The sequence below is a fragment of the Philodulcilactobacillus myokonensis genome, from assembly GCF_027923585.1.
Classification (GTDB): Bacteria; Bacillota; Bacilli; order Lactobacillales; family Lactobacillaceae; genus Philodulcilactobacillus; species Philodulcilactobacillus myokonensis.
Map to the genome: position 1 here is coordinate 154054 of NZ_BRPL01000004.1, position 26119 is coordinate 180172.

General features: G+C 34.0%; 28 protein-coding genes, 1 pseudogene and 1 other annotated feature. Of the genes and pseudogenes, 16 read left to right on the forward strand and 13 right to left on the reverse strand.

Going from position 1 to position 26119, the window contains the following annotated elements; genetic code table 11:
• Positions 1-68 precede the first annotated feature (68 nt).
• The 3 genes and pseudogenes from WR164_RS07965 to WR164_RS07975 form a co-directional block, all read right to left on the reverse strand.
• Positions 69-1469, reverse strand: a complete 1401-nt coding sequence (locus WR164_RS07965; protein ID WP_286137084.1) for an FAD-binding oxidoreductase — start codon at positions 1467-1469, stop codon at positions 69-71.
• Between the two features lie 116 nt (positions 1470-1585).
• On the reverse strand, positions 1586-1870 hold the full coding sequence (locus WR164_RS07970; RefSeq protein WP_286137085.1) for an ArsR/SmtB family transcription factor: 285 nt from the start codon (positions 1868-1870) through the stop codon (positions 1586-1588).
• Positions 1871-1920: 50 nt separating this feature from the next.
• Positions 1921-2261, reverse strand: a pseudogene (locus tag WR164_RS07975) (winged helix-turn-helix transcriptional regulator).
• Positions 2262-2383: 122 nt separating this feature from the next.
• Here WR164_RS07975 and WR164_RS07980 point away from each other — a divergent pair.
• On the forward strand, positions 2384-3421 hold the full coding sequence (locus tag WR164_RS07980; protein ID WP_286137086.1) for a zinc-binding alcohol dehydrogenase family protein: 1038 nt from the start codon (positions 2384-2386) through the stop codon (positions 3419-3421).
• 139 nt (positions 3422-3560) lie between these two features.
• On the opposite strand, the gene WR164_RS07985 is transcribed toward WR164_RS07980, so the two are convergent.
• The 6 genes from WR164_RS07985 to WR164_RS08010 form a co-directional block, all read right to left on the reverse strand.
• Complete coding sequence (locus WR164_RS07985) at positions 3561-3797, reverse strand: NUDIX domain-containing protein (protein ID WP_373876925.1); 237 nt, start codon at positions 3795-3797, stop codon at positions 3561-3563.
• Between the two features lie 107 nt (positions 3798-3904).
• Entirely contained in the window at positions 3905-4990 is a 1086-nt protein-coding gene (locus tag WR164_RS07990) for an Ldh family oxidoreductase (protein ID WP_286137087.1), read from the reverse strand.
• Between the two features lie 161 nt (positions 4991-5151).
• Positions 5152-5886 (reverse strand): amino acid ABC transporter ATP-binding protein, encoded by a 735-nt coding sequence (locus tag WR164_RS07995; protein WP_286137088.1) that lies wholly within the window; start codon positions 5884-5886, stop codon positions 5152-5154.
• Positions 5870-7381 carry an ABC transporter substrate-binding protein/permease gene (locus tag WR164_RS08000; protein WP_286137089.1) on the reverse strand — a complete coding sequence of 504 codons (1512 nt, stop codon included), beginning with the start codon at positions 7379-7381 and terminating at the stop codon, positions 5870-5872. Before WR164_RS08000 ends, WR164_RS07995 begins: the two co-directional genes overlap by 17 nt.
• Before the next feature lie 7 nt (positions 7382-7388).
• Positions 7389-8768, reverse strand: a complete 1380-nt coding sequence (gene argH, locus WR164_RS08005; protein WP_373876926.1) for an argininosuccinate lyase — start codon at positions 8766-8768, stop codon at positions 7389-7391.
• Positions 8758-10062 carry an argininosuccinate synthase gene (locus WR164_RS08010; RefSeq protein ID WP_286137091.1) on the reverse strand — a complete coding sequence of 435 codons (1305 nt, stop codon included), beginning with the start codon at positions 10060-10062 and terminating at the stop codon, positions 8758-8760. Before WR164_RS08010 ends, argH begins: the two co-directional genes overlap by 11 nt.
• A gap of 333 nt (positions 10063-10395) precedes the next feature.
• Positions 10396-10617 (reverse strand) — a binding site (T-box leader).
• A 669-nt stretch (positions 10618-11286) separates the two neighbouring features.
• Between WR164_RS08010 and WR164_RS08015 the strand changes: the two genes are divergently transcribed.
• The 10 genes from WR164_RS08015 (at position 11287) to WR164_RS08060 (ending at position 19001) form a co-directional block, all read left to right on the forward strand.
• Positions 11287-12195, forward strand: a complete 909-nt coding sequence (locus WR164_RS08015) for a phosphate ABC transporter substrate-binding protein PstS family protein (RefSeq protein WP_286137092.1) — start codon at positions 11287-11289, stop codon at positions 12193-12195.
• Between the two features lie 77 nt (positions 12196-12272).
• Positions 12273-13211 carry a phosphate ABC transporter permease subunit PstC gene (gene pstC, locus WR164_RS08020; RefSeq protein WP_286137093.1) on the forward strand — a complete coding sequence of 313 codons (939 nt, stop codon included), beginning with the start codon at positions 12273-12275 and terminating at the stop codon, positions 13209-13211.
• Positions 13192-14079, forward strand: coding sequence for a phosphate ABC transporter permease PstA (pstA, locus tag WR164_RS08025; RefSeq protein ID WP_286137094.1), 888 nt, complete (start codon positions 13192-13194; stop codon positions 14077-14079). Before pstC ends, pstA begins: the two co-directional genes overlap by 20 nt.
• 20 nt (positions 14080-14099) lie before the next feature.
• Positions 14100-14894, forward strand: a complete 795-nt coding sequence (gene pstB, locus WR164_RS08030; RefSeq protein WP_286137096.1) for a phosphate ABC transporter ATP-binding protein PstB — start codon at positions 14100-14102, stop codon at positions 14892-14894.
• An 11-nt stretch (positions 14895-14905) separates the two neighbouring features.
• Positions 14906-15664 carry a phosphate ABC transporter ATP-binding protein PstB gene (gene pstB, locus WR164_RS08035; protein WP_286137097.1) on the forward strand — a complete coding sequence of 253 codons (759 nt, stop codon included), beginning with the start codon at positions 14906-14908 and terminating at the stop codon, positions 15662-15664.
• Positions 15665-15675: 11 nt separating this feature from the next.
• A complete protein-coding gene (gene phoU / locus WR164_RS08040) occupies positions 15676-16419 on the forward strand; it encodes a phosphate signaling complex protein PhoU (protein ID WP_286137098.1) in 744 nt (247 codons plus the stop codon).
• A 14-nt stretch (positions 16420-16433) separates the two neighbouring features.
• Entirely contained in the window at positions 16434-17147 is a 714-nt protein-coding gene (locus tag WR164_RS08045) for a winged helix-turn-helix transcriptional regulator (protein WP_286137099.1), read from the forward strand.
• 102 nt (positions 17148-17249) lie between these two features.
• Entirely contained in the window at positions 17250-17897 is a 648-nt protein-coding gene (gene pcp / locus WR164_RS08050) for a pyroglutamyl-peptidase I (RefSeq protein ID WP_286137100.1), read from the forward strand.
• Positions 17898-18008: 111 nt separating this feature from the next.
• Positions 18009-18476: a hypothetical protein gene (locus WR164_RS08055; RefSeq protein WP_286137101.1), complete on the forward strand. Its 468-nt coding sequence runs from the start codon at positions 18009-18011 to the stop codon at positions 18474-18476.
• Positions 18477-18608: 132 nt separating this feature from the next.
• A complete protein-coding gene (locus WR164_RS08060) occupies positions 18609-19001 on the forward strand; it encodes a VOC family protein (protein ID WP_286137102.1) in 393 nt (130 codons plus the stop codon).
• Between the two features lie 80 nt (positions 19002-19081).
• Here WR164_RS08060 and WR164_RS08065 read toward each other — a convergent pair whose 3' ends face one another.
• Together WR164_RS08065 and WR164_RS08070 are read right to left on the reverse strand one after the other, a co-directional pair.
• Positions 19082-19396, reverse strand: a complete 315-nt coding sequence (locus tag WR164_RS08065) for a metallophosphoesterase family protein (RefSeq protein WP_286137103.1) — start codon at positions 19394-19396, stop codon at positions 19082-19084.
• A 47-nt stretch (positions 19397-19443) separates the two neighbouring features.
• On the reverse strand, positions 19444-19941 hold the full coding sequence (locus WR164_RS08070) for a metallophosphoesterase family protein (protein ID WP_286137104.1): 498 nt from the start codon (positions 19939-19941) through the stop codon (positions 19444-19446).
• A gap of 181 nt (positions 19942-20122) precedes the next feature.
• On the opposite strand from WR164_RS08070, the gene WR164_RS08075 reads away from it, so the two are divergent.
• The 5 genes from WR164_RS08075 (at position 20123) to WR164_RS08095 (ending at position 24680) form a co-directional block, all read left to right on the forward strand.
• On the forward strand, positions 20123-21466 hold the full coding sequence (locus tag WR164_RS08075; RefSeq protein ID WP_286137105.1) for an APC family permease: 1344 nt from the start codon (positions 20123-20125) through the stop codon (positions 21464-21466).
• A gap of 100 nt (positions 21467-21566) precedes the next feature.
• Positions 21567-21848, forward strand: coding sequence for a hypothetical protein (locus WR164_RS08080; protein WP_286137106.1), 282 nt, complete (start codon positions 21567-21569; stop codon positions 21846-21848).
• Positions 21849-21941: 93 nt separating this feature from the next.
• On the forward strand, positions 21942-23063 hold the full coding sequence (locus WR164_RS08085) for a hypothetical protein (protein WP_286137107.1): 1122 nt from the start codon (positions 21942-21944) through the stop codon (positions 23061-23063).
• The gene (locus WR164_RS08090) at positions 23063-23683 is read left to right on the forward strand and encodes an ATP-binding cassette domain-containing protein (protein WP_286137108.1); all 621 of its coding nucleotides are present in this window, start codon (positions 23063-23065) and stop codon (positions 23681-23683) included. The genes WR164_RS08085 and WR164_RS08090 overlap by 1 nt, the downstream gene beginning before the upstream one ends.
• Entirely contained in the window at positions 23670-24680 is a 1011-nt protein-coding gene (locus tag WR164_RS08095) for a hypothetical protein (RefSeq protein WP_286137109.1), read from the forward strand. Before WR164_RS08090 ends, WR164_RS08095 begins: the two co-directional genes overlap by 14 nt.
• A 48-nt stretch (positions 24681-24728) precedes the next feature.
• Here WR164_RS08095 and WR164_RS08100 read toward each other — a convergent pair whose 3' ends face one another.
• Both WR164_RS08100 and WR164_RS08105 read right to left on the reverse strand, forming a co-directional pair.
• On the reverse strand, positions 24729-25610 hold the full coding sequence (locus WR164_RS08100; protein ID WP_286137110.1) for a histidine phosphatase family protein: 882 nt from the start codon (positions 25608-25610) through the stop codon (positions 24729-24731).
• Positions 25611-25719: 109 nt separating this feature from the next.
• Complete coding sequence (locus WR164_RS08105) at positions 25720-26076, reverse strand: histidine phosphatase family protein (RefSeq protein WP_286137111.1); 357 nt, start codon at positions 26074-26076, stop codon at positions 25720-25722.
• Between the last annotated feature and the right edge of the window lie 43 nt (positions 26077-26119).

Consider the following 26119-nt stretch of genomic DNA (forward strand, 5'->3'; position numbering starts at 1 on the left):
TCAAAACAAAAATACTGATAACTAAATTTAGTTACCAGTATTTTTATCTATCCATATTATTAAAAAAATTAATCGATTTTACGTTTAGGATTCAAAATGTGCATTGGATCTAAAAGTGATTTAATTTGCTGTTGTAAGTAATCAACATTGTTACCTAATTCAGTGTTAACCCATTGATTTTTAAGTGAACCAACTGAATGTTCACCAGAAATTGTGCCACCTAACTCTAATGATTTTCTAAACATCATTTGAACTGCTTTTTGAACGTTATCTGGAATGCCCTTTTCAGATTTGGGCCAGTTAACAATTGGATGAACATTACCGTCACCAGCGTGTCCGGCAACATAAATATTAACATCCAACTTTTTACTAATATCATTAATTGATGCCATTAAGTCAGCAAATTTAGACATAGGAACGGCCATATCTTCCATCACATATGCTTTACTTTGATCAGCATAAACAGCCGGTAACATGTCCTGGCGTGCTTTAATAATTGTTGCTTTTTCTTTAGCATCCTTGGTTACTTTTAGATCGGTCGCATGATATTTCCTTAAAATTTGTCGAACAGTCTGTAGCGTATCATCGTCATGATTATCAAGTTTAAAGACTAACATTGAATTACCTTTATCAGCATAATCAGTCTTGTCTTTTTGATCAATTGCTTTCATCACATTATGATCCATGGCCTCAAGCATTGATGGACTAACGCCAGAAGTTCTAATTGTGGCCACTGCCTGTGATAAGTCATTTAAATTATTGAAAAAGGCCATCCCTAAAATTGAATCGCTCTTTGGAATTGGAAATAATTTTACAGTGACTTTTGTAATAATCCCTAAAGTTCCTTCAGAGCCAACAAACAAATGGGTTAAATCATATCCAAATGCCTGTTTATAGGTTTTGCCACCTAAATTAAGAATCCTGCCGTCAGCTAAAACAACTTGTAATCCTAAAACAGAGTCCTTAGTGGAACCGTATTTAAGATTACTCATCCCGCCAGCATTGGTATTGACATTCCCACCAATTGATGACATTGGGCGGGAAGCTGGATCAGGTCCGTATAACATACCAACTTTATTAGCTTCATCATTTAAATGCTTATTGATAACGCCAGGTTGAACAACTGCAACTTGATCACTTGGATTGATTTCTAAAATCTGATTCATTTTAGCGGTTGATAAAAGAATACCATGATTAATGGCATCAGATCCGGAAACAACGCTGGTTGCAGCGGTTTGTGGAACAACTGGTAAATGATACTGTCTAGCAACTGATAGAACACCTTGAATGTCTTTAACATCTGATACTTTTACAATTGCTACAAAGTGGTCATGATCAATCTGTAGGCCATATGAATCATTTTGATATTGATCTAATGTCTTAGAATCACTAGCAACATCAGCATGTGGTGCCCGTTCCTCCAATGCATTAATAATATCTGAATCTTTGAATGCTTTAAAAATTGCCATAAACATTCCTCCTAAACTTTAATTAATTTACTAAAACTCAGTTTAGACTCAATTAAACAATAGTCAATCATTATTACTTACTTTTTATTAGTTGATTAAGAAAATAAAAAGGATTCTTACAATGAATCCAAGAATCCCGGTAAGTACTTATGGAAAGTATCTTTATTAATCGACAAATATTTAATTTGAGCATCTTTTCTTGTATGGGTTAACCCAACCGATCGTAAAATTTTAAAATGGTATGATACCGTCGATTTACTAATGTTCAACTCCCCTCCGACTTCACCACACGTCATTTCACGATGATGTCGGTACAAAATGCGGATCATGCTTAAACGGTTCACATCCGACAACGCTTTAAAAATATCTGCCCTTTTCTTATCCATTTGTTCTAATGTCATGAAACAAATGTAGTGCATAAATAATAATATGTCAATTACTTACAGTCAATTTAATCAGCCCGGTCTTTAACTTCTTGCATGTACCGATTGCCCCAGTGTTCCATTGACATAATAATGGGCTCAAAGCTAAGTCCAAATTTTGTTAGTTGGTATTCCGTTTTAACCGGGATTGTAAGGTAAGTTTTTTATGAATTAAACCATCATTTAATAATTCGTTTAGTTGTTTAATCAGCATTCGCTTTGAAACATATGGTAATTTACGCTGAAGCATTGAAAAACGTAATTTCTCATTCTTTAATAAATGATAAAGAATTACCGTTTTCCACTTACCGGAAATAAATTGAAGTGTGTTCTGGACTGGACATCCAGAATCACAATCATAAACTTTAATCTTTTTTCAACCTTCTTTAGTTTAATTATATCACCTCACCTTTTACAATTGACGTGGTGAATTTAAATTCACTTCTTAAATTACTAATGTGACTTTCTTATGATTGAAGTGGAGGTAATTTTATGAACAAAGAAATGAATGCAATCGGGTTTGATCAACATTTACCAATTGACAACCCCGACAGTTTTAAAACCATTAAGAAAACTATCCCAGATCCAAAAGGTCATGAATTATTAGTCAAGGTAAACGGAATTTCCGTTAACCCCGTCGATATTTTTTCACGTCGATCCGGTGGCAAAGGTAAATTGAAACATCCTAAAATTATTGGATGGGATGCAGTCGGAACCGTTGTTAAAGCTGGCAGTGACGTTTCATTATTTCACCATGATGACCGGGTTTGGTATGCTGGCGATATCACTAAAGATGGCAGTGATGAGCCATACCAAATTATTGATGAACGAATTGTTGGCAGTGCTCCACGTTCTTTAGAAGATTCACAAGCTGCTGCAGTTCCACTCGTTAGTTTGACAGCATACGAAGCTTTATTTGAAAAACTACCGATTCAAATCGATAACCAAGAAGAAAATAAACACCACACGATTCTAATTATTAATGGTGCTGGTGGAGTTGGCTCCATGGCTGTTCAATTAGCTCACTTAGCTGGATTAAAGGTCATTGCGACTGCTTCGAATGAAAAATCAATCCAGTGGGTAAGAAGAAATGGTGCTGATGAAGTTGTTAATCACCATCAAGATTTGGTTTCACAAGTTCGCAAATTAGGACATCATTTTGTTGATTATGCTTTAAATCTTAATAATTTAGATGCCCACTGGGATGAATTGGCTGAATTAATTAGACCGGATGGCTGGATTGCAGCCACAACCGAGAATCGTCATCTGATTGATTTACAGAAATTAACTAAGAAACGGGCAACGTTCACTTGGGAATGGATGTATACAAAGGCTTATTATCAAACTAAAGATATGATTACCCAACATCAAATTCTTGATAAAATTAGTGAATTATACGATCAAAAGAAATTATTGCCAATCATGCGGAAACATTATTCACCAATTAATATTGATAATTTGAAGAAGGCTCATGCTGATATTGAAACTGGCCATACAATTGGTAAAATTACGTTAACGAAATGGGAATAAAAACGGTTAAACTAAAATAGCCACAGAAATTAATCCGTGGTTATTTTTTATTCATAATATGAATAATGATGATTAAAATAGTGATGAACGGCATGGGTAAATGACTTTGATAAAAATATTTTAATTTAAAGTTTCATCATTATATCCGATAAATAATCTTTTTAACAATGAATTTAATTACAATGGATTGAGCTTGATCGCCATTAGGATACTTTTGCATTTGATTAGTCGATATGCCAAGAAGTCCTTGGATTTTCACTTTTAAATTAGTTTCTTCCATGTACTCTCTCTTACATGCATCAACAGCTGTTTCACCAAATTCTAGCGCACCGCCAGGCAGTCCCCATTCGTTGAAGTCGGCTCTTTTTTGTAACAAAATTTCATTCTTTTGATTAACAAGAATTCCGCCAGCAAAAACTAAAATAAGTGATTGATGGCCAACTAATTTTCGGATGTCTCAAATATAATTCTTCATCTTAAAATTTAATCCAATTTTTTCGGTACTTTCACACCTAAATCTTGACCAATCTTTTCAATTTGTTTAGCAGTCACATCGTCAATGGAAACCCCGTGCTTTTCATTATCAGCATAGAATCGGTATTCACGATCACCAGGGACTTTAATCTCTTTACCAGGAATATGTGGTAAATTTCTAAGACGGTCAAACATTTTACTAGCCCGTTTAGTTAGACCGTCCAAATCACCAAAGAATGATGGATCAATTGCTAATAGGCATTGACTAAAATCATGTTTACCCACATTCGTATCTGCTGAAATAGAACCTTGAGCTAAAATTCCTGTTAATAATTCAACAATAATTGAATTACCAAAACCCTTATAGTTAGAATTTTGTTCTGATGAGCCACCAAGGGTTAATAATCCGCCACCCTTTTGATTCGGCGTTAATGCAGCGTTATATAGACTCTTTTCAGCTTGCTTTGGATCAGTTACAACCTGACGATGCTTATCAACAACCCATTCACCCGGTAACTTTTGTTTCATTTTATCGTGAACTTGAATTTTTCCACCGGCAACGACTGAAGTTGCACCATCAAATACGTATGGATGTGGTTTAGCAGGAAATGTGAATGCAAAAGCGTTCGATCCTAGAAAAGCTTGAAATGCATTGATTGGAACCACTAATGGTCTGGTATTAGTCATGGCAATCCCAATTAAGCCCTTTTTAACAGCTTTTCTTGCCCAGTAACCGGCAGTGCCAAAATGATTAGAATTTCTAATGACTGCAATCGAAATCACTGATTTTTTAGCTTTTTGAATTAATTTATTCATTGCTAAGTTACAAGCAATCTGTCCCATATTTTTATTGGCATCGACTAATAAACTGGTCGGTGATTCTTTTAAAATTTTAACTTTATTTTCAGGATGAATCGTTCCCTCATGAACTAAACTTAGGTACCATTTAAGACGTTGGATACCATGGGAGGAAATTCCCCTTAAATCCGCATCAGTTAAGGTATCAGCTAACAAATGACTACTGTCTTTTGAAAAACCAGTCTCGTTAAAAACTTGTTCTAAATATGTAAACTCTTCTTTTGCATCAATTTTCATCTTAAATCACACTCCTATTTGCTAAGCATTGTTTTAATCAAATCTTAATTTGATTTTAATAAAGCATACAAACAATGGACGGGTTTGTCAAGGTGATTTTATAAATAAAAAACATTATCAAATTATAATTTTGATAATGCTTTTATTTACAATTTAAAATTTTACAAAACTTTACTCAAAAATGTTTGAGCATCCTTGGTTTTCGGATGGTTAAAGAATTGTTTCGGATCAGATTTTTCCTGAATATTACCATGATCCATAAACCAAATATGATTGGAAACATTTTTAGCAAATTCCATTTCATGAGTCACAATAATCATGGTCATCCCCTGTTTAGCCAAGTTTTGCATGACACGTAAAACATCACCAACCATTTCAGGATCCAAAGCAGAAGTCGGTTCATCAAATAACATTACTTCCGGGTTCATGGCTAACGCTCTGACAATCGCTACTCTTTGAGCTTGACCACCGGATAGACTATAAGGATAAACATGGGCTTTATTCGCTAAACCAACCATTTTTAACAGTTGATAGGCTTTCTTTTCAGCTTCAGCTTGATCTTCATGGTTAACCTTCATGGGTGCTAACGTAATATTATCTAAAACGGTTTTATTATCGAATAAATTAAAACTTTGAAAGACCATCCCTAAATGGGTTCTTAAATGAATCAATTCTTTTTGGGAACTGGTCATCAAATTTTTGCCGTTAAAAATTACCTTTCCACCCGTTGGTTTCCCTAACATGTTCAAGCAACGAAGGAACGTACTTTTACCAGCCCCAGAAGGCCCAATCAATGAAATGACGTCGCCTTTGTTAACATTTGCGTTGACGTGATTCAAAATTAAATTATTTTTAAACTGTTTACTTAAATTTTCAACTTTAATTATTGGTTCCATGATTCATCTTCCCTTCATAAAACTTCATCGTTCTAGAAATGGCAAACGTAATAATGAAGTAAATAATCATAATGACCGCAATCGGTGCAATTCCCTGGTAGGTATCAGCTTGAACAGCTCTCATTTGATACATTAATTCACCCACACCAATGATGGATGCTAACGAACTATTTTTAATTAATGAAATAAATTCATTTCCTAAGGCTGGCCAGATGTTTTTAATGGCTTGTGGTAAAACAATGTATCTCATCGTTTGTGATTGTGATAAACCAAGTGACAATGATGCCTCGCTTTGACCTACGTTAATAGAGGTAATGCCACTTCTGATAATTTCAGCAACGTAAGCACCCGAATTAATTGAAATCGCGACAATTCCAGAAGTTAATGCCGGAACGTTAACAACTGCGCCTAATCCAAAATAGACAAACATGATTTGAACCATCAATGGCGTGCCACGAATGAATTCGATGTAAACAACGGCAATTGCGTGTAATAACCAGTTATGACTTAATCTCATCAGTGCAAAGATAATTCCTAAAACAATCCCGAAACAAACTGAAATGAGTGAAATCATAATCGTGTATTCAGTTCCTTTAAGAAAGTAATCCTTATAAGACCACATTGAATTAGCAACCGATTGATTTTTATTATTCGTCATGTGTTTAATAGCTTGCGGAACAAATTGATCGGTATATTCATGTTTAGCCTGAACCTGTTGAATTGTCTTATTGGCAGATGCAACTAATGATTTAGCACCCTTGGAAAAAGCGGCATTATTGTCGGAACTAGCACCACTGCTGGCACTAAAGCCAGCTGGAATTTGCATAATGCCACTATTATGTTCAACGTATGCTTTAGCAACCGATGCATCCATTGGAACGGCAGATACTTTGCCAGTCTTTAAAGCTAAGACTAAATCATCAACACTTTCCATTCCTTTCAGGTTAACGTTTTTAATTTGACTCTTAGCTAAATCGTATTGAACGGAACCAACTTGACCACCAACGGATTGGCCGCTTAAATCATGGTAGGATTTAATTTTGTTTTTGTCTTTTTTATTAATAACTAAATCAGTGCCAGATGTATAGTAACTATTGGTAAAATCAACACTCTTTGCTCTCTGAGGGGTTTTATTCAAACCGGCAATAATCATATCAATTTTACCGGTTCTTAAAGCAACCATTAATGAATCAAATGACATTGATTTAACCTTTAATTTAACTCCCATATCATGAGCAATCTTTTGACCTAGTAAAATATCGGCACCGTAAACCTGTGAACTTCCATTATTCTTACCGATAAATTCATATGGCGGATAATCGGGAGCGGTTCCCATGACAAGTGTACCCTTCTTTTTAACATTCTTTAGATAATTATCATGAGTCGGCTGTGCTTTAGCATTTGCGGATGGATTAACCATCCCTAATAATCCGCTCAAAGCAAGCATAACTGTTGCTATTAATAATAAAATTTTTTTGATTTTTGGATTAATCATTGAATCATCATTCCTTTAACTGTTTTTTAGCATTTTTTATCTGCATTGCAACCTGATCAAAACCAGTACCACCAAGTGAATGACGTCTTTCAACCGCCACTTCGGATTTCAAAACATGGTAGGCATCATCATCAATTAAATTAGAAGCTTGTTTTAATTCATCTAAACCCATGTCTTGTAGGAAACGGTGTTCTTTAATGCCTTTAGCAACTAATTGCCCGACCGTTTCATGGGCTTGTCTAAACGGCATGCCCTTGCTTGCTAAGTAATCAGCCAATTCGGTTGCATTGGAATAATCCTTTTCAGTCGTTTCCTTCATTCGCTGCTTATGAACTTTAACCGTTGAAAGCATTCCCGATAAAATTTTTAAAATCGGAATAATATTATGAACGGTGTCAAAAACGCCTTCCTTGTCTTCCTGTAAGTCCTTGTTATAAGCCAGTGGCAATGATTTCATTGTTGATAGTAATCCCATTAAATGGCCATACATTCGACCAGTTTTACCACGAACCAATTCAGCCATATCAGGATTCTTTTTCTGTGGCATAATCGAACTACCAGTGGTGTATTGATCACTTAATTCAATGTAGTTAAATTCATAACTCTCCCACATACTAATTTCTTCACATAATCTTGATAAATGCATCATCAAAATGGAAGCATTGCTTAAAAATTCAAGTGCAAAGTCACGATCGGAAACGGCATCAAGTGAATTCGCATATACTTGTTTGAAACCAAGTTCCCTTGCCGTAAATTTTGGATCCGTTTTAAAAGTGGTCCCAGCTAAAGCAGCTGCTCCCAACGGTGAAATATCAGTGTGTTTCATATTGAATTGGAATCTTTCCTTATCACGCTGAAGCATCTGATAGTAAGCCATTAAGTAGTGTCCGTATGAAATTGGCTGAGCATGCTGCAAGTGGGTATAACCAGGCATAATCGTATGAACATTTTTTTCAGCTAATTTAACAAATACCTTTTGTAAGCCGGTAATTAAATCGATGGTTTTAGGTAAACGATGCTTTAAATAAAGGTGAAAATCAACGGCGACTTGATCATTTCTTGATCTAGCCGTGTGTAATTTCCCAGCAACCGGACCAATTTTCTTAGTTAAAAGTTCTTCAATATTCATATGAATATCTTCATAGTGATAATCAAATTTCACCTTTCCATTTTGAATATCTTTTTGAAGACTTTCTAACCCTTGAATAATCTTTTTACAATCGGCAGCTGGCAAGATCTTGGTATGCTGAAGCATTTTCACATGGGCAAGGGATCCTTCAATATCTTCGTTTGCTAGCTCCTGGTCAAAATAAATGGAAGCACCAAACCGATCGAATAAATCATTGGTCGTTCCTTGAAACCGACCGCCCCATAATTTACTGTTCATGATGCTTTGATCCTTTCTTATTTTTAACTAAAACCTTTGATTTTTGTTTCTGATTAACAATTGATTTAACAAATGCTTTTTGCTGGTTCTTGATTTTAACTTGGGAAGCGACTTGGGTTGGTAATCCCCATAGTTTTATAAAACCAAGTGAAGCATTTTGATCAAATGAATCGGCGGAAGTATAAGTAGCTAAGTCCTTGTTATAAAGCGATTCATCAGATTGACTCCCCATAATGAAGATGTTGCCTTTAAACAATTTCAATTTAACGTCACCACTAACAACTGATTGGGTTGATTTAATAAATAACTTTAAGGAGGTCATTAATGGTGAGAACCAAAGGGCGTTATAGATCATATTGGTCATCTTATGTTCAATCAATGGTTTAAAGTGGGCAACATCCCGTTCTAAAGTTAAATTTTCCATTGCATGGTGAGCTTTAATCAATGTCATTGCAGCTGGTGATTCATAAATTTCTCTTGACTTAATTCCGACCAACCGGTTTTCAACGTGATCAATTCTACCGATGCCATGTTTGCCAGCTAAGTGATTCAATTTACCAATCAAATCAGCAAATTTCATCGGATGGCCATCCAATGCAACTGGTTTTCCTTTTTCAAAGGTAACCTTAACCATTGCCGGTTCATCAGGTGTTTTTTCAATGGGATTGGTAATTCCAAACGCATCTTCTGGTGCTGGATGCCATGGATCTTCTAGAACTCCACATTCATTCGCTCTTCCCCAGATATTAGCATCAATTGAATATGGTGAATCCAAATCAACTGGGATTGGAATGTTATGTTTTTTAGCAAATTCAATTTCTTCTTCCCGGTTCCAGTGCCATTCTCTAACGGGACTGATAACTTTTAAATTTGGATCCAAGGAATGAATGGCAACGTCAAAACGAACTTGATCATTCCCCTTTCCAGTACAACCATGGCAGATGCCCATAGCATTTTCTTGGTGGGCAATTTCAACTAGCTTTTGACTCATCAATGGCCGTGATAATGCTGAACTTAATGGGTATGAATCCTCGTATAAAGCATTTGCATCTAAAGCGTATAAAAGAAAATCATCAGCAAATTCATCTAAAGCATCAATCACAAATGCTTTTTTAGCACCAACTTTTAGTGCTTTTTCCTTAATGGCATTCAAATCTTTATTTTCTCCATAATCTTCACCAACGTTAATACAGCAAGCAATTACGTCGTATCCCTTTTCAATTAACCATGCAATTGAAACTGATGTATCTAAACCACCTGAATATGCTAAAACAACCTTTTTATTTTCTGACATTAAAATTCACTCCTTATCAATAATTTATCTAACAAAAAAGCCCACTTGGAAAAATTCCAAGAGGGCGAATGTAATTCACTGTGCCACCTCAATTTCCAATTGACTCACATCAATTGGCTTAAGAAGTTATTAACTTCAGCGATAACGGGCTAGCGATGATTCCTAATTCATTTCGGAATCGAACTCCCAGGCACGATTTAATGATTATCATCCCAAGGTCTCATCAATCCTAAGGTTTCTGTTATGAATTACCATTAAAATTCCTGTTCATTGTTCTTCTAAATTTTGATTTAATTTTAAAGGGAAACAAAAAATCCCCTTGAGCAAAATGCTCAAGAGGACGATTTAATCGCGGTGCCACCTCAATTTCTAGTTGATTCACATCAACTAGCTCAAGAAGTTAAATAACTTCAGTGGTAACGCAACCAGCGGTTTTTCTACTTTGTTTTCGAGAAACGATTCACAGACACGATCTAATGAACATTATACTTAGTCCCATTTCCCTAAGCTTCCTTCTAATAATGTTTCATTAAAATTTCTGCTCAACATCTTTATTTCTTTAATTGTTAAATATAATAATCCCATTAATTATAAAAGTCAACAGTGATTTATTATTTTTCTTTAATTATTATATTAATTATATTATTTTAATAGTCATTTGTGATATATTAATAGTGGTGATAATAATATGGAATTGTTTCAAAGGAGATGTTAAGCATGGGGTTTCTTTATGCTTTTAACTTTATTTTATTTTTTGCCGGGGTCATAGGTACTGTTGTAACATTTATTAATCTAGTCTATAGATTAGTCAAGCATGAACACAATTACACTAGAAGAATCCTATTATTGATCTTCTTTATTATTATCACCATCATTTCCATTAATATTGATGGATCATTTATTCACTTTCTCCTCCATCCGTAAATGATCCGTCTTAGTCACTACTTTAAAATCCACCAATTAAATCCTAATACTCTTCATAATTAGTATTTTGATTTAACTGATGGATTTTATTTTATCTTTATTATCATTTATATGATTTTTACGTTAATTTAATTAAAAATTTAAAATTTACAAAAAATTTACAATTAATAAATATTAACTTTACATTCGTCTGATACACTTGCAGCGTAGATTGATGGAAGGAGGCCATCCGAATGGGCTAGACGTTCATTTGTTACGATCTTAATTATTGGTTCATTATTTCTAGGAGGTTTGTCAAAAATGAAATTCAAAAAATTGTTAACTGTTATTTCCGTTGTAAGTGTTGCCGGTGCAGTCTTAGCCGGTTGTGGATCATCAGGTTCAAATTCTAGTTCATCTTCATCAGGTTCAACTTCAGGATCAAATACAACTGTTAATGCGGTTGGATCCACTGCTCTTCAACCCTTAGTTGAACAAGCTTCCAGCAATTATCAAAAGTCACATAGCGGAACCAGTATTAACGTTCAAGGTGGCGGATCAGGAACTGGTTTAAGTCAAGTTCAAGAAGGTGCAGTTAGCATTGGTAACTCTGATATCTTCGCTGAACAAATGAAAGGTATCAATGGTTCAAAGTTATTAGACCATCAAGTTGCCGTTGTTGGGATGGCACCCGTTGTTAATAGCAATGCTGGTGTTAAGAATTTATCAATGAAACAACTTCAAAATATCTTTACTGGTAAAACTACTAACTGGAAACAAGTTGGTGGTAAGAATGAAAAGATTACCGTTGTCAACCGTGCCCAAGGTAGTGGAACTAGAGCTACATTTGAAAATTCAGTTCTTAATGGTAAATCAGCAGTTAAATCACAAGAACAAGATTCAAATGGTACGGTTCAAAAAATTGTTTCGAGCACTCCTGGTTCAGTTAGTTACTTGGCCTTCTCCTTCATTAACGGCGTTAAAGATTTAACCCCACTTTCAATTAACAACGTTGCTCCTACTGATAGCAACGTTGAAACTAACAAATGGAAGATCTGGTCTTATGAACACATGTATACAAGCAAGAAACCTTCTAAGACAGCTACCCAATTCATTAACTACATTAAATCTAGTTCAGTTCAAAACTCATTAGTTAAGAAATTGGGCTATATCAACATTCATAACATGAAAGTTCAAAAGAATGCCAATGGTTCCGTATCAAATAAATAATTGGAACTAAATAGAATGAAAGAAATTGAAATAAGTATCCACTTATTTCAATTTCTTTATGCAGGAGATGATTTTAATTGGATGATATTAAAAGAAAGCTTTTAAAACCTTCCAAAGAAACCCATCAGGAAAGTATTGGTCGAACAATTTGTTACATTTGCACAACGTTAATTGTATTAATGGTCATTTTAATCTTATATTTCATCATTGCACGTGGCCTTGCAACATTTACAGTTAACCATGTTAACTTATGGGACTTCCTATCCAAATCAAATTGGGCACCCACTCAAGTTGACGCCCATGGAAAACCAGAAATCGGTGCATTACCAATGATTGTCACATCATTCAGTGTCACAATTTTAGCCGCCTTAGTCGCAACACCATTTGCAATTGCCGCAGCTATTTTCATGGTTGTCCTCGCCCCTAAACGTGGTAAAAAAATATTACAGACAGTCGTTGAATTACTTGTTGGTATTCCATCAGTTGTTTATGGTTTCATTGGATTAATGGTTGTCGTTCCAATCATCAGACATATTTGGGGCGGAACTGGATTCGGAATTCTTAGTGGAACGTTAGTCCTCTTCGTGATGATTTTACCAACCATTACTTCATTAACGGTTGATAGCCTAGAAGCCGTTCCTAGATATTTATTGGATGCATCATTGTCATTAGGTGCAACGTCATGGCAAACCATTTATAAAGTCATGTTAAGGTCAGCAACTCCAGGAATTTTGACCGCTATCATTTTTGGAATGGCCAGAGCATTCGGTGAAGCATTAGCCGTTCAAATGGTAATTGGTAACGCAGCCATCATGCCAAAGAACTTGCTAACTCCATCGGCAACTTTAACAAGTCAACTAACAACTGAAATTGGGAATACCATTTCGGGGACCCTTCCAAATAATGCACTTTGGTCATTAGGTTTAATCCTATTATTAATGTCATTGGTATTTAACATTGCAGTTAAACTAATTGGAAAAAAGGGGATGATAAACAATGAATCCAAGAATCGCTAATAAAATTGCCCATGGCGTTATCTATACTTTGGTTGCCATTGTTATTATTATTCTAATCTTCTTAATTAGTTATATTTTAGTCAATGGCTTACCTTATGTTACCCCTCACTTTCTAAGCGCTCCGTCACAAGTAATGAATGCGGGCGGTGGAATTCGTGATCAACTATTTAATTCAATCTATCTATTAATTTTAACGCTCATCATTTCATTTCCAATTGCATTAGGAGCCGGAATCTATTTATCAGAATATGGCAGTGGTAAAATTTCAGGTCTAATCAGAACAACCATTGAAGTCTTAAGTTCATTACCTTCAATTATTGTTGGCTTATTCGTTTACCTCCTCTTCGTAATTAGATTTCACATTGGTTTCTCAATCCTATCCGGTGCAGTTGCATTAACATTTTTCAACCTTCCAATCTTGACTAGAAACATCGAAGATTCATTTCAAAGTGTCCCTAATTTACAAAGAGAAGCTGGAATTTCACTAGGATTATCACATTGGAAAACAATTACTGGTGTCATCTTCCCAGAAGCAATTCCCGGAATCATTACTGGAATTATCCTGAGTAGTGGCCGTGTCTTTGGTGAAGCTGCCGCTTTGATTTATACTTCTGGACAAAGTGCTCCCGTGGTTAACTATGCTGATTGGAATCCATTTGATGCTGCCAGTTTTCTAAATCCAATGCGACCCGCTGAAACGCTTGCCGTTCATATTTGGAAGTTAAATACCGAAGGATTAGTACCCGATGCTAAACAAATTTCAAGTGGTTCATCCGCCATTTTGATTTTAGTTATCTTAATCTTTAACATTAGTGCTCATTTTCTTGGTAACTATCTATATAGACACATCACTTCTTCCAGCAAATAGTTTTAGAAAGGATCAATAGTATGAAAAAGTATGATCTAAACGATACTTACATTGCCTCATTTGACAATGAAAAAGCAATCACAACTAAAAATATTCAAGTGTTTTATGGTAAGGACCAAGCTTTCTTTAACGGCAGCTTAGCATTTCCCCGCTATAAAATCACCGCCTTAATTGGTGCATCAGGGTCCGGGAAATCAACTTTCTTAAGATGCTTGAATCGGATGAATGATGACGTTGCAACCGTTAAAGGTGACATTATGTACCGTGGTTTAAATATTAATTCTAAAAAAATCAACGTCTATGAATTAAGAAAACACATTGGAATGGTATTTCAACGGCCAAATCCGTTTGCTAAATCAATTAATAACAACATTACTTTTTCACTCAAAGCCCATGGAATGAAGAATAAAAAACAATTGCGACAACGGGTTGAAAAGAGCTTAAAAGATGCGGCTCTATGGGATGAAGTCCATGGCGAATTAAACCAGAGTGCTTTGGCGCTATCTGGTGGTCAAAAGCAAAGATTATGTATTGCTAGAGCAATCGCTATGCAGCCGGATATTTTATTACTTGATGAACCAGCCAGTGCATTAGATCCGGTTTCAACCGCTGAAGTTGAATCCACCCTTAAAGAATTAAAGAAGAAATATACAATCATCATTGTCACCCATAACATGCAGCAAGCATCCAGAATTAGTGATTACACCGCCTTCTTTTATATGGGGCATGTTCTAGAGTATAATACCACCAAGAATCTTTTCACTAATCCACATGTCAAAGCGACTGAAGATTATATTTCCGGTAATTTTGGATAGGAGTAGTTGATATGAATCAAGATATCATTATCAGTAAGAATGTTAGATTATACTATGGACAAAAAGAAGCCCTCCATGGAATTAATCTTAATTTTATTAAAAATAAAATTACGGCATTAATTGGTCCTTCCGGATGCGGCAAATCAACCTATTTAAGATGCTTAGATCGGATGAATGACTTAATTCCAGAAGCTAAAATGACGGGGACCATTAAAATCAATAACCATGATATCTACGCTCCAAGGGTCAATGTGGCGGATTTAAGACGAGAAGTCGGCATGGTATCACAACAGCCGAACCCCTTTCCATTCTCTGTTTTTGACAACGTTGCCTACGGACTTAGATTAGAAGGGATTAAAAATAAAAAGAAATTGGCACCAATTGTCGAAAGTAGTCTGAAGCAAGCTGCTATCTGGGATGAAGTCAAAGACCATTTAAACGATAATGCCCTCTCGTTTTCAGGTGGTCAACAGCAAAGGATCTGCATTGCAAGAACCCTTGCAATCAAACCGAAAATCATCTTATTAGATGAACCAACCAGTGCTTTAGACCCTATTTCTAGCTTTCAGGTTGAAAATACATTACTATCAATTAAAAAGGACTATACGATCATTATCGTTACCCATAATATGCAACAGGCATCCCGGATTTCAGACCGCACTGCCTTTTTTTTGAATGGTAAACTAATTGAATTTGATGACACCAAAAGGATGTTTTTAAATCCCAAAAATGAAAAAACAAACGATTATTTGAATGGTAAATTTGGTTAGGAGGATATAACATGCACGATTCATTTTTAGAAGCACTTAATCACTTACAAGGCAGTTTTATGAGCATGGGAATCAACGTTAGTGAACAAATTTACCAGGCCATTGAATCTTTTAAAAACAAGGATGATAAGCTTGCTGAGCAAGTCATTAAACACGATGAAAATATTAACAGTGATGAAATTAATTTAGAAAAAGAAGCTCTAAATTTAATTGCTCTGCAACAACCAGTGGCCAATGATTTCAGATCAATCATCAGCTTCTTAAAAGCTAGTTCTGATTTGGAACGGATTGGTGATCATGCCGCCACCATTTCTAAAGAAACCATCAGAATGAAAAAAGATAACATTGGCGAATTCAAGGACGTTAATAAAATCATTTCTAAAATGGAAGTCAAATTAAGGAGCATGTTAGAAGCTACCCTTGACGCATTTTTAAGGGGTGATGAATCTTCAGCCAGATTAACTGCTCAAGATGATATTTTAATTGATAAACAATTTGTAATTGCTAGAAATATCGTTACCAATGAAATTAAACAGAATACTAAACAAATTCCATTGGTCGGCAGTTATTTATATACGATTCGATTATTAGAACGAATCGGCGATCATATCGTAAATCTTGATGAACAAGTGGTTTACAGTCATTCAGGTAAAATTATTGAATTGAATCCGGGCAAACTTAAACCAGATCTAATTAGGAAAGAACTTCAAGCAGAAAGTGGAAGTGGCAAAAGTAAATCCAAGCAGAATAAATAACGGGATGACAATGCATGAAAACGGCCCTTTTAGTAACTAAACAATTAAAATTAGCAATGGAAATCAATACCATCGGTAATCAAAATAATTTGTTTGTTAACAATTTCACCGACCCGAATGATATTGATGCATTTATTAATAATGATGATGTGGTTGGAATTATATGGGATTTATCAGTTACCGATTTGGATCAATCTTTATCAGCATTGAAAAGATTAAGGGGCAAATTTCATAACCCCATTATCATTTTATCAACCAATCATGATATTAAAATAGAAGAAAAGATCTTTCATCTTAAAATTGATGATTATATTATTGCTCCTTTTCAGGAAAAAGATATTATTTTACGTTTAAAGACCCGCTATGACTTTTACGCTGAATTGAATCAATCACAACAGGATGCTGGTGATTATAAGCACAAACGGATTGAAAAATATAAGGATTTTGTGGTCGACCTAAAGCATTTCCAAATTAAATATAAGCATCACAATTTAAATCTAACTCCCAAAGAATTTTATTTACTGTACTATTTAATTAGACATAATAATCAAGTCTTAAGCCGTGCGCAAATTTTTAATAGTGTCTGGCATGAAGACCGTGATTCTGTGTACATTTCATCTCGAATCGTTGATATGCACATTAGTCATTTACGTGATAAATTGAATAAATTTTCAAATAATACATCCAAAATTAAAACCATTCGTGGTTTCGGTTATATCTTTCAATAAAGCGGCTTGCAGATGAGCAATTTAGTTTGTCTGCAAGCCATTTTATTATCATTTATAATTTAATGATTTATGATGGATTTAAAATAAAGAAGGTCTTAAAATATGAAAATTCTTGTCACCGGTTTTAACCCGTTTGGCAACGAAAAAATTAATCCTGCGTCAGAAGTTGCCAAAAGATTGCCTGATCAAATTGGTAAAAATAAAATTATGAAATTACAAATTCCAACTGAATTTAATCACTCTGCCGAAGTGGTTAAAAAACAAATTCTTAAATCACAACCGGATTATGTCCTAAACATTGGACTGGCCGGCGGTAGAAGAGGCATTACGCCCGAATTAATGGCCATTAACTTAAATGATAGCCGGATCAGGGACAACGCTGGCTATCAACCTTTAAATGAACCCATTCAAAAGGATGGACAGAACGCATACTTCACTGAACTACCGATTCGCGCAATTGTTAAATCCATTCGGGACTTAGGTTTTCCAAGCCGAATTTCGACTACCGCCGGAACATACGTCTGCAATCACATCATGTACCAGGTTCAATACATGATTGATAAGGAATTTCATCACTTAAAAGCTGGCTTTATCCATATTCCATTTTTACCCCAGCAAGTTAGTAATCAAACTGCCCCATCCATGACGTTAGATGGCGCCGTCCAATCCATTACAGCTGCTATTAAAACCATTATCAAGATGGATGGCAAGAAGGATTTAAACAACGTTAATCATGTATACAAATATTAAAGGAAAACGGTTAGTCAAAAGTGGCTAACCGTTTTTTTAGTTATTAAATTGTTTTTCACCCTAAAATCATTTATCATATTCATATTAAATACATAGTGAAGGGATGATTTTTTGAAACACAGAAAAACAATTTTATCTATTATAATTTTATTTATCATTTTAGCAATGGGAATTGGCGTTTACCGCCATAATCACCAAAACATTGCTCTAACCCCGCATCATACCATCAACGTGCAAAAGAAAGTGCCTGTTTATAAGGGACCCGGTAAAAGTAATCAACATCAAATTAAAATTTTAACGGCTGCATTCAAGAAACATCATATCAACCCTTACATTGAGGATTTTGATGATGGTTACATTGTGATGCCAATGAATAATAATTATGAAGATCATTTAATCAATAGTGTCAGAAATCATGACCATGATCATTTTATTCAAAGAAAAGTCATCCCAACAGTAATTAAGATTTCAAAACAAACTCACACTAAAATTAATTTTAAAACTAGTGCATCCAACAGTAATTTAGTTGTGATTGCTAATGGTGGAAAAGTTAGCTGGTCAATTCTAAAAAATAAATAATCAAGGCGTTTTATATTTTTAAAAATTATTTATCGTGGTTCTTCTTATCATTGATTCATCCCCAAATAGCATCAATTCAATAACTAAACAAATTAAAACTCTTTGTTACCATAAAAGCAGGAGATGATTTGAATGCAGATCGCATCAATGGATCACTTAGTCTTAACTGTCAAAAGTATTAAGAAAACGGTTCACTTCTATCGTGATGTTCTAGGCATGAAAATGATTCGATTTAAAAAAGGGAATACGGAACGTTATGGTTTAAAATATGGCCAAATGAAATTCAATCTTCATGAAACTGACAACGAATTTGAACCGAAAGCTAAATTACCAACACCAGGTTCAGAAGATTTTTGTTTAATTAGCAAAACTCCAATTGATGATGTCATCAAAGAATTAAATGACAAGAACATCCCAATTGAAGATGGCCCAATGATCAACCCCGGTGCAATGGGTAAAATCAAATCGATTTATTTGCGGGATCCAGACGATAATTTAGTCGAAATTGCCAATTATCTCAAATAAATAAACGCCCTATCATTATAATTAATTCCGATTATAGTGATAAGGCGTTTTATTTTTACCTTAATTTTCATTTATTTCAGTCAACCATTCTTAGCTAAACTCTTAAATACACTTGCATTAATAAAACCAGTATTGTGAATTTTAATTTGTCCCACATATTCAGATAATTCACCATTTTTTAATAAATAAACAATGTGGCTGCCGATACTGTCACCATCAATATTAATAATATTATAACTAATTGTATCGTTATAATAATGACGATGCGGATTCCGGCAGTCGATATGATAAGCGGTTGAATCACCAGTTACGTTCAAAATATTACCACGAATAAAACTGGTCGGGGAATGAACATGCCCAGCAAAAATAGCTTTGACGTTACTTCCACCGATCACATGATATAAATCCTTTCCATTTTGGAGAATACTATACTTCATATTTTTTAATGGGGGGCGTAAGGAAGATGGTGCATAAAAATGATTGCCGGATGATCAGATTGACTTAGCCTTTCACCCAACCAATTTAATTGTTTATAATCCAAATATCCCTGCTCAATATTATTAAAATTTGTATCTAAAAAGTAATAATCATAATCAGATGAAGTAATTTGATAATAATATTTATCTTTGGACTTTTGTTTTAGATAACCCCGATAAAAGGCCTTCGTTCGATCATGATTACCTAAAGTGACATAGATGGGCATTTTAAGCCGGTCTTGCTTGCAACTGATCATTTTTTTAAACGCACAGTAATCTGCGATGTTTCCCTCATGAATTAAATCATCAGTGATAGCAATAAAATCAGCTTTTAAATGGTGCCTTTTAATATCTCTAAAAACAAGATCTAATTTCTCATTCGGGCTAAACCGCTGTTTCATCTGTTTAGCACCAGTCGAATTTTTTAAATGCGTATCAGTAATCTGAATTATATTGTGCTGCATAAACTTCATCTCCTACTGGTTTAAGACTAGCAAATTACCTTAAATTTACAGTAAATTCAAGGTATCAAATATGTAAATTTATAATTTTCTAAAATCCTGATTTGACATTTATTCTAAACTAGATTAGAATTATTCACATCTTACTCTAATAATAAATCAATGTTTTTAGGAGGAAATTAATTTGCAAAAAGATAATAAAAAATTGTCTTTAATTGAAGTGATTGCATTTGGCATTGCAGCAGTTGCTCCCACCGGCGCGATGGCATTCAGTACGAGTGCTTCAGCCAAATTAGCTGGCATCAACGTTCCACTATCATTCTTGCTTGGTGCCGTTGGGATGTTCTGTGTTGCCTTATGTTTTGCCTCAATGGCAAAATACGTTTCAGATGCCGGTTCGGTATACGCATATAATCGAAAGGCGTTAGGTGAAAGAGCTGGTTTCATAACGGGTTGGATATTAGCATTTGCATACATATTTTTAATCGCATCCATGCCTGGATTAACGGCACATTTTCTGGATGTTTTCTTAAATTACTTTGGAATCAACTTATCAATTAACGTAATGTCATTTGTAATCATTGCACTGATATGGGCAATTTCAATTTTTGGCATTAAAGTGATTAGTAAGGTGGCTTTCTTTTCAGAAATTATTGCGGTCGCCATTTTAATTGTGCTTGCCTGCATCATTTTTACTAAAGGTGGCAGTGGCGGATTAAGTGCTAAACCATTTATTCCTCAACATAATATCTCAGGAATTGGTCAAGGGATGATCTATGCGGTTCTATCATTCGCTGGCTTCGAAGGCATCAGTGCCATTTCAGTTCGAACCAAGAATCCTAAAAAAGCAGTCCCTAAATCCATTATTGCCGCAATCATATTGATTACCATTTTCTTCATTGGTATTACATTTGCGGAAGTTTCTGGTTTTGGAATCAAGAACGTTGCCCAATTTGCTAATTCGCAAACACCACTGGATTTTCTAGCTAAAACATACATCGGTAATGACATGGCAATTGTTATTGACTTTGCAATACTACTGAGTGGATTAGCATCCTTCCTAGGGACATTGAATGCATGTTCATACCTATTCTATGGCTTAGCTAAGCAACATTACTTGCCAAAAATGTTGGGTAAATTTGATTTTAAATTAAACGCACCTAAAAACGCAGTTAACGTTTCAGCACTATTATGTGCATTATTATATCTGTTGGTTGGCATTCCATTTGGATATGAAACAATCTATTCAACTGGTTCTACATTAGGTGTACTAGGATTAATCATTGTTTACATGATGGTTTGTTATGGCAATATTTTCTTTTATAAGAACCATCAAAATTTACATTTTTCAATTGTTAACCATTTAATTGTTCCAGTAATTGGTATTTTAGTATTATTCTTCCCATTTTTGAGTAATGTTTACCCAATTCCACCGTTTCCAGCTAATCTATATCCATACATGATTATTTTGTGGGTGGTTGTTGGATTTGTGATCTCGTTTAAGCATGATAGAAAAGCTAAAAAATAAGAATAAACATTTAAGAACAATTCATTTATTATAATTATATTAAAATATATAGAAAATATTTTAATGCAATTTAATTCAACATTATTAAAGAGTGAGTATCATGAAGAAGAAACATAGTAAATTAAAATTTCTTATTTCATTAACTGCCGGATTAGCTTTATTTTCAACTAGTATCGTAAATGCTAGTGCAAAAAGAGTTAGAGTAAGTTATGATTATGATAGAAACGATTATACTGGATCAATGTCTCATTTTACACATGTAAAATGGATGAATGTAGGAAAACATGCACATGTAGTTGATCATTTTGATAAAAGAATTAAAGGAGGAGGTTGGAATTATAAAAAATATTCTCGTCATAACATTCGGAACGAAACTAACTAATATATAAGTAAAATATAGGCATTATAGAGTCAAAATGTAATTCAAGTTATTATGATGCTTATATTTTTTACATTTTGACTAAGGAGAATTTAAATGACATATTCACAGTTTACAATTAAATCCATTTTAAAAAGTAAAATGAACATTTTCTTCTTGATAATTTTACCAATTTTTACGGTTATTTTCCTTTTTGTAAATCTCAGTGCTCAAAAACAGGATACCATTCAATATAATGCTCAACAATCATATTCATTTAATCAATCAGAAGCTCAGCATATAATAAAAAATAAAAAGCATCTAAAAAAAGGTGAAGTTGAGGTTATTCCTGAATACGTTATGTTAGCTAAAGAAAACAAAGCTATTTTAAATGGCATCCATAAAAATAATTGGAATCAAGTTTATAGTAAGCAAAAAGAGGTTAACAATCATTTAAACGCCGAAGGTAACCCAGCCTCTTTTACGCATGAATTAAAAAGAAATAATTTACTTATGGATTACCTTAAATCCAATCATATTAAATCACCAGAATCAGAAAGTTATCCGACCCATAATTTAACGTTTAACCTCTGGATGGATAACTTTATCATCCCTATCGTCTTACTTTTAGTTATGATATTCATATTGAGCAATACATATTGTAAAAGTTATTCGGACAAAATTAATAAGGATCAACTAATGCCAATGAGTTTGAATCAACAAGCATTCCACAAACTAACGATTGGAACATTAGGATTTTCCATTTATTATTTTATGATTAACGTTTGGAACCTCATTATAAGTTCAATTATGGTTGGCGGAATTGGTTTTAACTACCCCTATTACATTCATAATGGAAAACAAATGCAATACATTTCTCTAATTAACATCTACTGGAAAGCATTTATTTTACAAATATTTTCAATTTTATTTATAACTAGTTTTATTTATCTAGTAACCATCATCTTCAAGAAAAGAATCACGGTTATTTTCATTAATATCATCGCTTTAATCGGACTTAGTTTCTGTGTTCATATTTTTGATTTTCTTCAAGGAATTGCTAAATTGATACCAAGTACTTATTTTGATACTGTTGGCATTGTCTCCAATAATTCAATGAATTTAATTAATAAAACATCCTTTAGTTCAGGATTAATGGTCTTGATTATATCTTCTGCAATTGTAATGTTATTAATTGCTTTAATAAACAAACTTAATACTAAAGAAGGTCGATTTTAGTGGCACTAGAAGTTAAAAATTTATCAATCTCGTTCCCGCATTTAAGGGTCATCAATAATTTTACCTATCAATTTAATCAAAATGGACTTTACCTGTTCGTCGCTACCAACGGATCCGGCAAAACATCTATTTTTAGGTCAATTTTGGGATTAATTCATTCTAAAAATAATGGCATTACAATTGATGATAAACCAATGGCTCAAATGCGACGAAGCGTTTTTTACTATGAAAGTTCCAACTGGTTTGATATCAATATGTCTGGGATGGACTACCTTAAGTTAATTAAAACCCAGTGGAAATCAAATGTTAAGATTAATGCCGTTATCCACTTTTGGAAAATGGAAAACTACGTAAATAAATCGATTCGTAAATATTCATTGGGGATGAAACAAAAGCTCTTAATCGCTCTTTATTTAATTAGTGATGCTGACTATTTAATCATGGATGAAATTAATAACGGTCTGGATGAAGATAGCAGGAAGAAATTATTAAAGAAATTAAATGAATTATCTCAACATAAATGCATCATTATTTCTTCCCACTACAAGGATGAAGTTTATCCCTATGCTGATAAAATTTTAACCATTAAAGACCACGAGGTGATCAATGACAACCATTAATTACACTTGTTTCTTATTTAAAAGATTCATCAAAAATAAACTCAATTTAGGGTTAATACTGATCATCCTAATTATTCTAATTTCAATGATGATTACAAATGTTAAATCTGGTAATGACGACATGCAGAATCATCTAAATCACTTTGGATATAGTCAAAATTATCGAAGAAGTTATCATAATTTAATCCAATATAACAACAAGATAATGATTAAAAGTAATTCACAAGACATCACTAATCAATTAAGCAATGATAATGAATTATTAAATTATCTTTATCAGAATAATATTCAATACGAATCAAGCAGTCATCCGACTACTTCTTACGGATTTATGAAGGAAGCTAACAATAGCTATATAACTGGATTTACATTATTAATTATCATTTTCATGATAATTAATCTCTTTTCAAATAACTATATTGAAAGAATGAATATTAGTAAATTACTTCCGATGAATCGATTCAAAAAAGATTTTATTAGTATTATTTTTTCATTTTTATTATATGGATTTCTATGGATTATTTATAATGTCTTTAGTTACATCCTCGGTCTAATCATTTCCGGAAGTGGCAGCATTAATTACCCCATAACAGCATTCATAAATGATATTCATAATGGAAGCTACGTTAATTTCGGCTCTTTGATTCCGCATATGATAATCATAAAATCAATGTTCATGTTATTTATTGCTTGTTTTGTTTACCTAGTTATTATCATATGTAAAAACAGAATCATGGCACTTTTTTCAGCTCTATTTATCAGTTTTGGTTTAATTATTTCATCGTTACTATTTGCTCCAATCAGTCGAATCGCCCAATGGATTCCATTTTCATTTTTTAATGGAAATGATATCGTTACACTTGTACTAGGTCATAGCATTGATAATGCAAAATTAAATTACCAAAATGGAATATTGATCTTAGGAATATCCATTGTCATAATATTAATCATTCTCATTTTAAAAAATATTTCTGTAAACAAAATTAAAAGGATCTGAATGTACAAAAATAACTCCCTAAATTTTAGAGAGTTATTTTTTATACATTCATTCTTCATATTCAACTTGCATCGTTTTCATTGGTTTAACGTGATGATGCTTTAGATAATGCATTCCCTTTTTAGCATAGCTTAAATCACCAAGCGGTCCAAAATGGATTCGATTAGTCTTAAGATTGTAAGTAATTTTAGTAATTCCAGCATTTGGAATGGCTTCATGTGATAAAATATCTCGATCATGTCGACTCAAATTATGATCATACTCAGAGAGGTATGCACTGATACTATCAGCAGAACTTACGACCAAAGCATTTTTCCCGTGCTTTTTATTCGTATCCTTAGCAACCATTCTAATACCTTTTGACATCCGATTAATTACCTGGTTTGCACTTTCCGCTCTCGGAATGCTACTGGCATTATGATCTAAATTATGAATTGCTTGGTTAACCTGATCAACATAATGAATGCCAAATCTTTGATGCAGTTCTGCTTTATTCTTCACATGAAAATAGTTACAAATCAACTGGTCTTCTTTCGGCCAAGTTATCATTTCATACTTACCACCGCCAGCTTCTCTAAACAACGGTGTTTCGTGAACAATTACTCTTCCATTACCAGAGTAATCGAGCATGTTCTTCATCGTATCCATCTGACGAACCAATTTTCCACAAGCAACTTCCGTGAAACGAATGCCGTGTAAACCAGCACCGACTTCGCGGGCAACTTGTATTCCATGACTAGTGAGTGGGTAATCATCCCATCCCTCATCCAACTTCATCACATTCCCTGCCGTTTGTCCATGGCGGGCTAAATAAATCGTAACGATTTTAGGATGTGTTCGGCGAACCCGTTTAGCATTTGCCATTTTAGGCGTCATCAAAACTAAAATGGTCATTAAAAAAATCAAACCAATTTTAACAAATTTATTCAAAAACTTTCCAACCCTTCATAAATAGTCTATTACTATTTTAACAAAATTAACGTTAATAACGTGTCATTAGTTAAGAAATTTTAAATATGGCTAAATTATGATATTATTTCTATAATACGGTAACATTACTATTGTTCGAATAATCAAGCATATCTTTAATCGTATCCAAATGTCTGATTAGCTTACCGCAAGCAGCATCCGTGAAATGAATGCCACGTAGCCCAGCACCGACATCTTTAGCAACCTGATCACCCTTTGGAGTCAATGGGTAGTCATCCCAACCTTCATCCAGGGTCATCACGTTCCCAGTTGTTTGGCCATGCCGGGCTAAATAAATTGTAACAGTATTGCGTTTGGCTCTCGAACGATGAACATGTTTTGCACTTGCCATTCCTGAACCGAGAAACAAAAACACTAGCAAACCAATTAAGCCAGAAGCTTCAATCATTCTTCTAATTTGATGCAACTCAATCCCACCTTTCTTGGTACAATCATAGAGTAACAAACGA

What these genes read in the sequence shown, in the direction of transcription:
- WR164_RS07965 (WP_286137084.1), bottom strand. Translation starts at nt 1,469, where the DNA reads ATGGCAATTTTTAAAGCATTCAAAGATTCAGATATTATTAATGCATTG.
- WR164_RS07970 (WP_286137085.1), bottom strand. Translation starts at nt 1,870, where the DNA reads ATGACATTAGAACAAATGGATAAGAAAAGGGCAGATATTTTTAAAGCG.
- WR164_RS07980 (WP_286137086.1), top strand. Translation starts at nt 2,384, where the DNA reads ATGAACAAAGAAATGAATGCAATCGGGTTTGATCAACATTTACCAATT.
- WR164_RS07990 (WP_286137087.1), bottom strand. Translation starts at nt 4,990, where the DNA reads ATGAAAATTGATGCAAAAGAAGAGTTTACATATTTAGAACAAGTTTTT.
- WR164_RS07995 (WP_286137088.1), bottom strand. Translation starts at nt 5,886, where the DNA reads ATGGAACCAATAATTAAAGTTGAAAATTTAAGTAAACAGTTTAAAAAT.
- WR164_RS08000 (WP_286137089.1), bottom strand. Translation starts at nt 7,381, where the DNA reads ATGATTAATCCAAAAATCAAAAAAATTTTATTATTAATAGCAACAGTT.
- argH (WP_373876926.1), bottom strand. Translation starts at nt 8,768, where the DNA reads ATGAACAGTAAATTATGGGGCGGTCGGTTTCAAGGAACGACCAATGAT.
- WR164_RS08010 (WP_286137091.1), bottom strand. Translation starts at nt 10,062, where the DNA reads ATGTCAGAAAATAAAAAGGTTGTTTTAGCATATTCAGGTGGTTTAGAT.
- WR164_RS08015 (WP_286137092.1), top strand. Translation starts at nt 11,287, where the DNA reads ATGAAATTCAAAAAATTGTTAACTGTTATTTCCGTTGTAAGTGTTGCC.
- pstA (WP_286137094.1), top strand. Translation starts at nt 13,192, where the DNA reads ATGAATCCAAGAATCGCTAATAAAATTGCCCATGGCGTTATCTATACT.
- pstB (WP_286137096.1), top strand. Translation starts at nt 14,100, where the DNA reads ATGAAAAAGTATGATCTAAACGATACTTACATTGCCTCATTTGACAAT.
- pstB (WP_286137097.1), top strand. Translation starts at nt 14,906, where the DNA reads ATGAATCAAGATATCATTATCAGTAAGAATGTTAGATTATACTATGGA.
- phoU (WP_286137098.1), top strand. Translation starts at nt 15,676, where the DNA reads ATGCACGATTCATTTTTAGAAGCACTTAATCACTTACAAGGCAGTTTT.
- WR164_RS08045 (WP_286137099.1), top strand. Translation starts at nt 16,434, where the DNA reads ATGAAAACGGCCCTTTTAGTAACTAAACAATTAAAATTAGCAATGGAA.
- pcp (WP_286137100.1), top strand. Translation starts at nt 17,250, where the DNA reads ATGAAAATTCTTGTCACCGGTTTTAACCCGTTTGGCAACGAAAAAATT.
- WR164_RS08060 (WP_286137102.1), top strand. Translation starts at nt 18,609, where the DNA reads ATGCAGATCGCATCAATGGATCACTTAGTCTTAACTGTCAAAAGTATT.
- WR164_RS08070 (WP_286137104.1), bottom strand. Translation starts at nt 19,941, where the DNA reads ATGCAGCACAATATAATTCAGATTACTGATACGCATTTAAAAAATTCG.
- WR164_RS08080 (WP_286137106.1), top strand. Translation starts at nt 21,567, where the DNA reads ATGAAGAAGAAACATAGTAAATTAAAATTTCTTATTTCATTAACTGCC.
- WR164_RS08085 (WP_286137107.1), top strand. Translation starts at nt 21,942, where the DNA reads ATGACATATTCACAGTTTACAATTAAATCCATTTTAAAAAGTAAAATG.
- WR164_RS08095 (WP_286137109.1), top strand. Translation starts at nt 23,670, where the DNA reads ATGACAACCATTAATTACACTTGTTTCTTATTTAAAAGATTCATCAAA.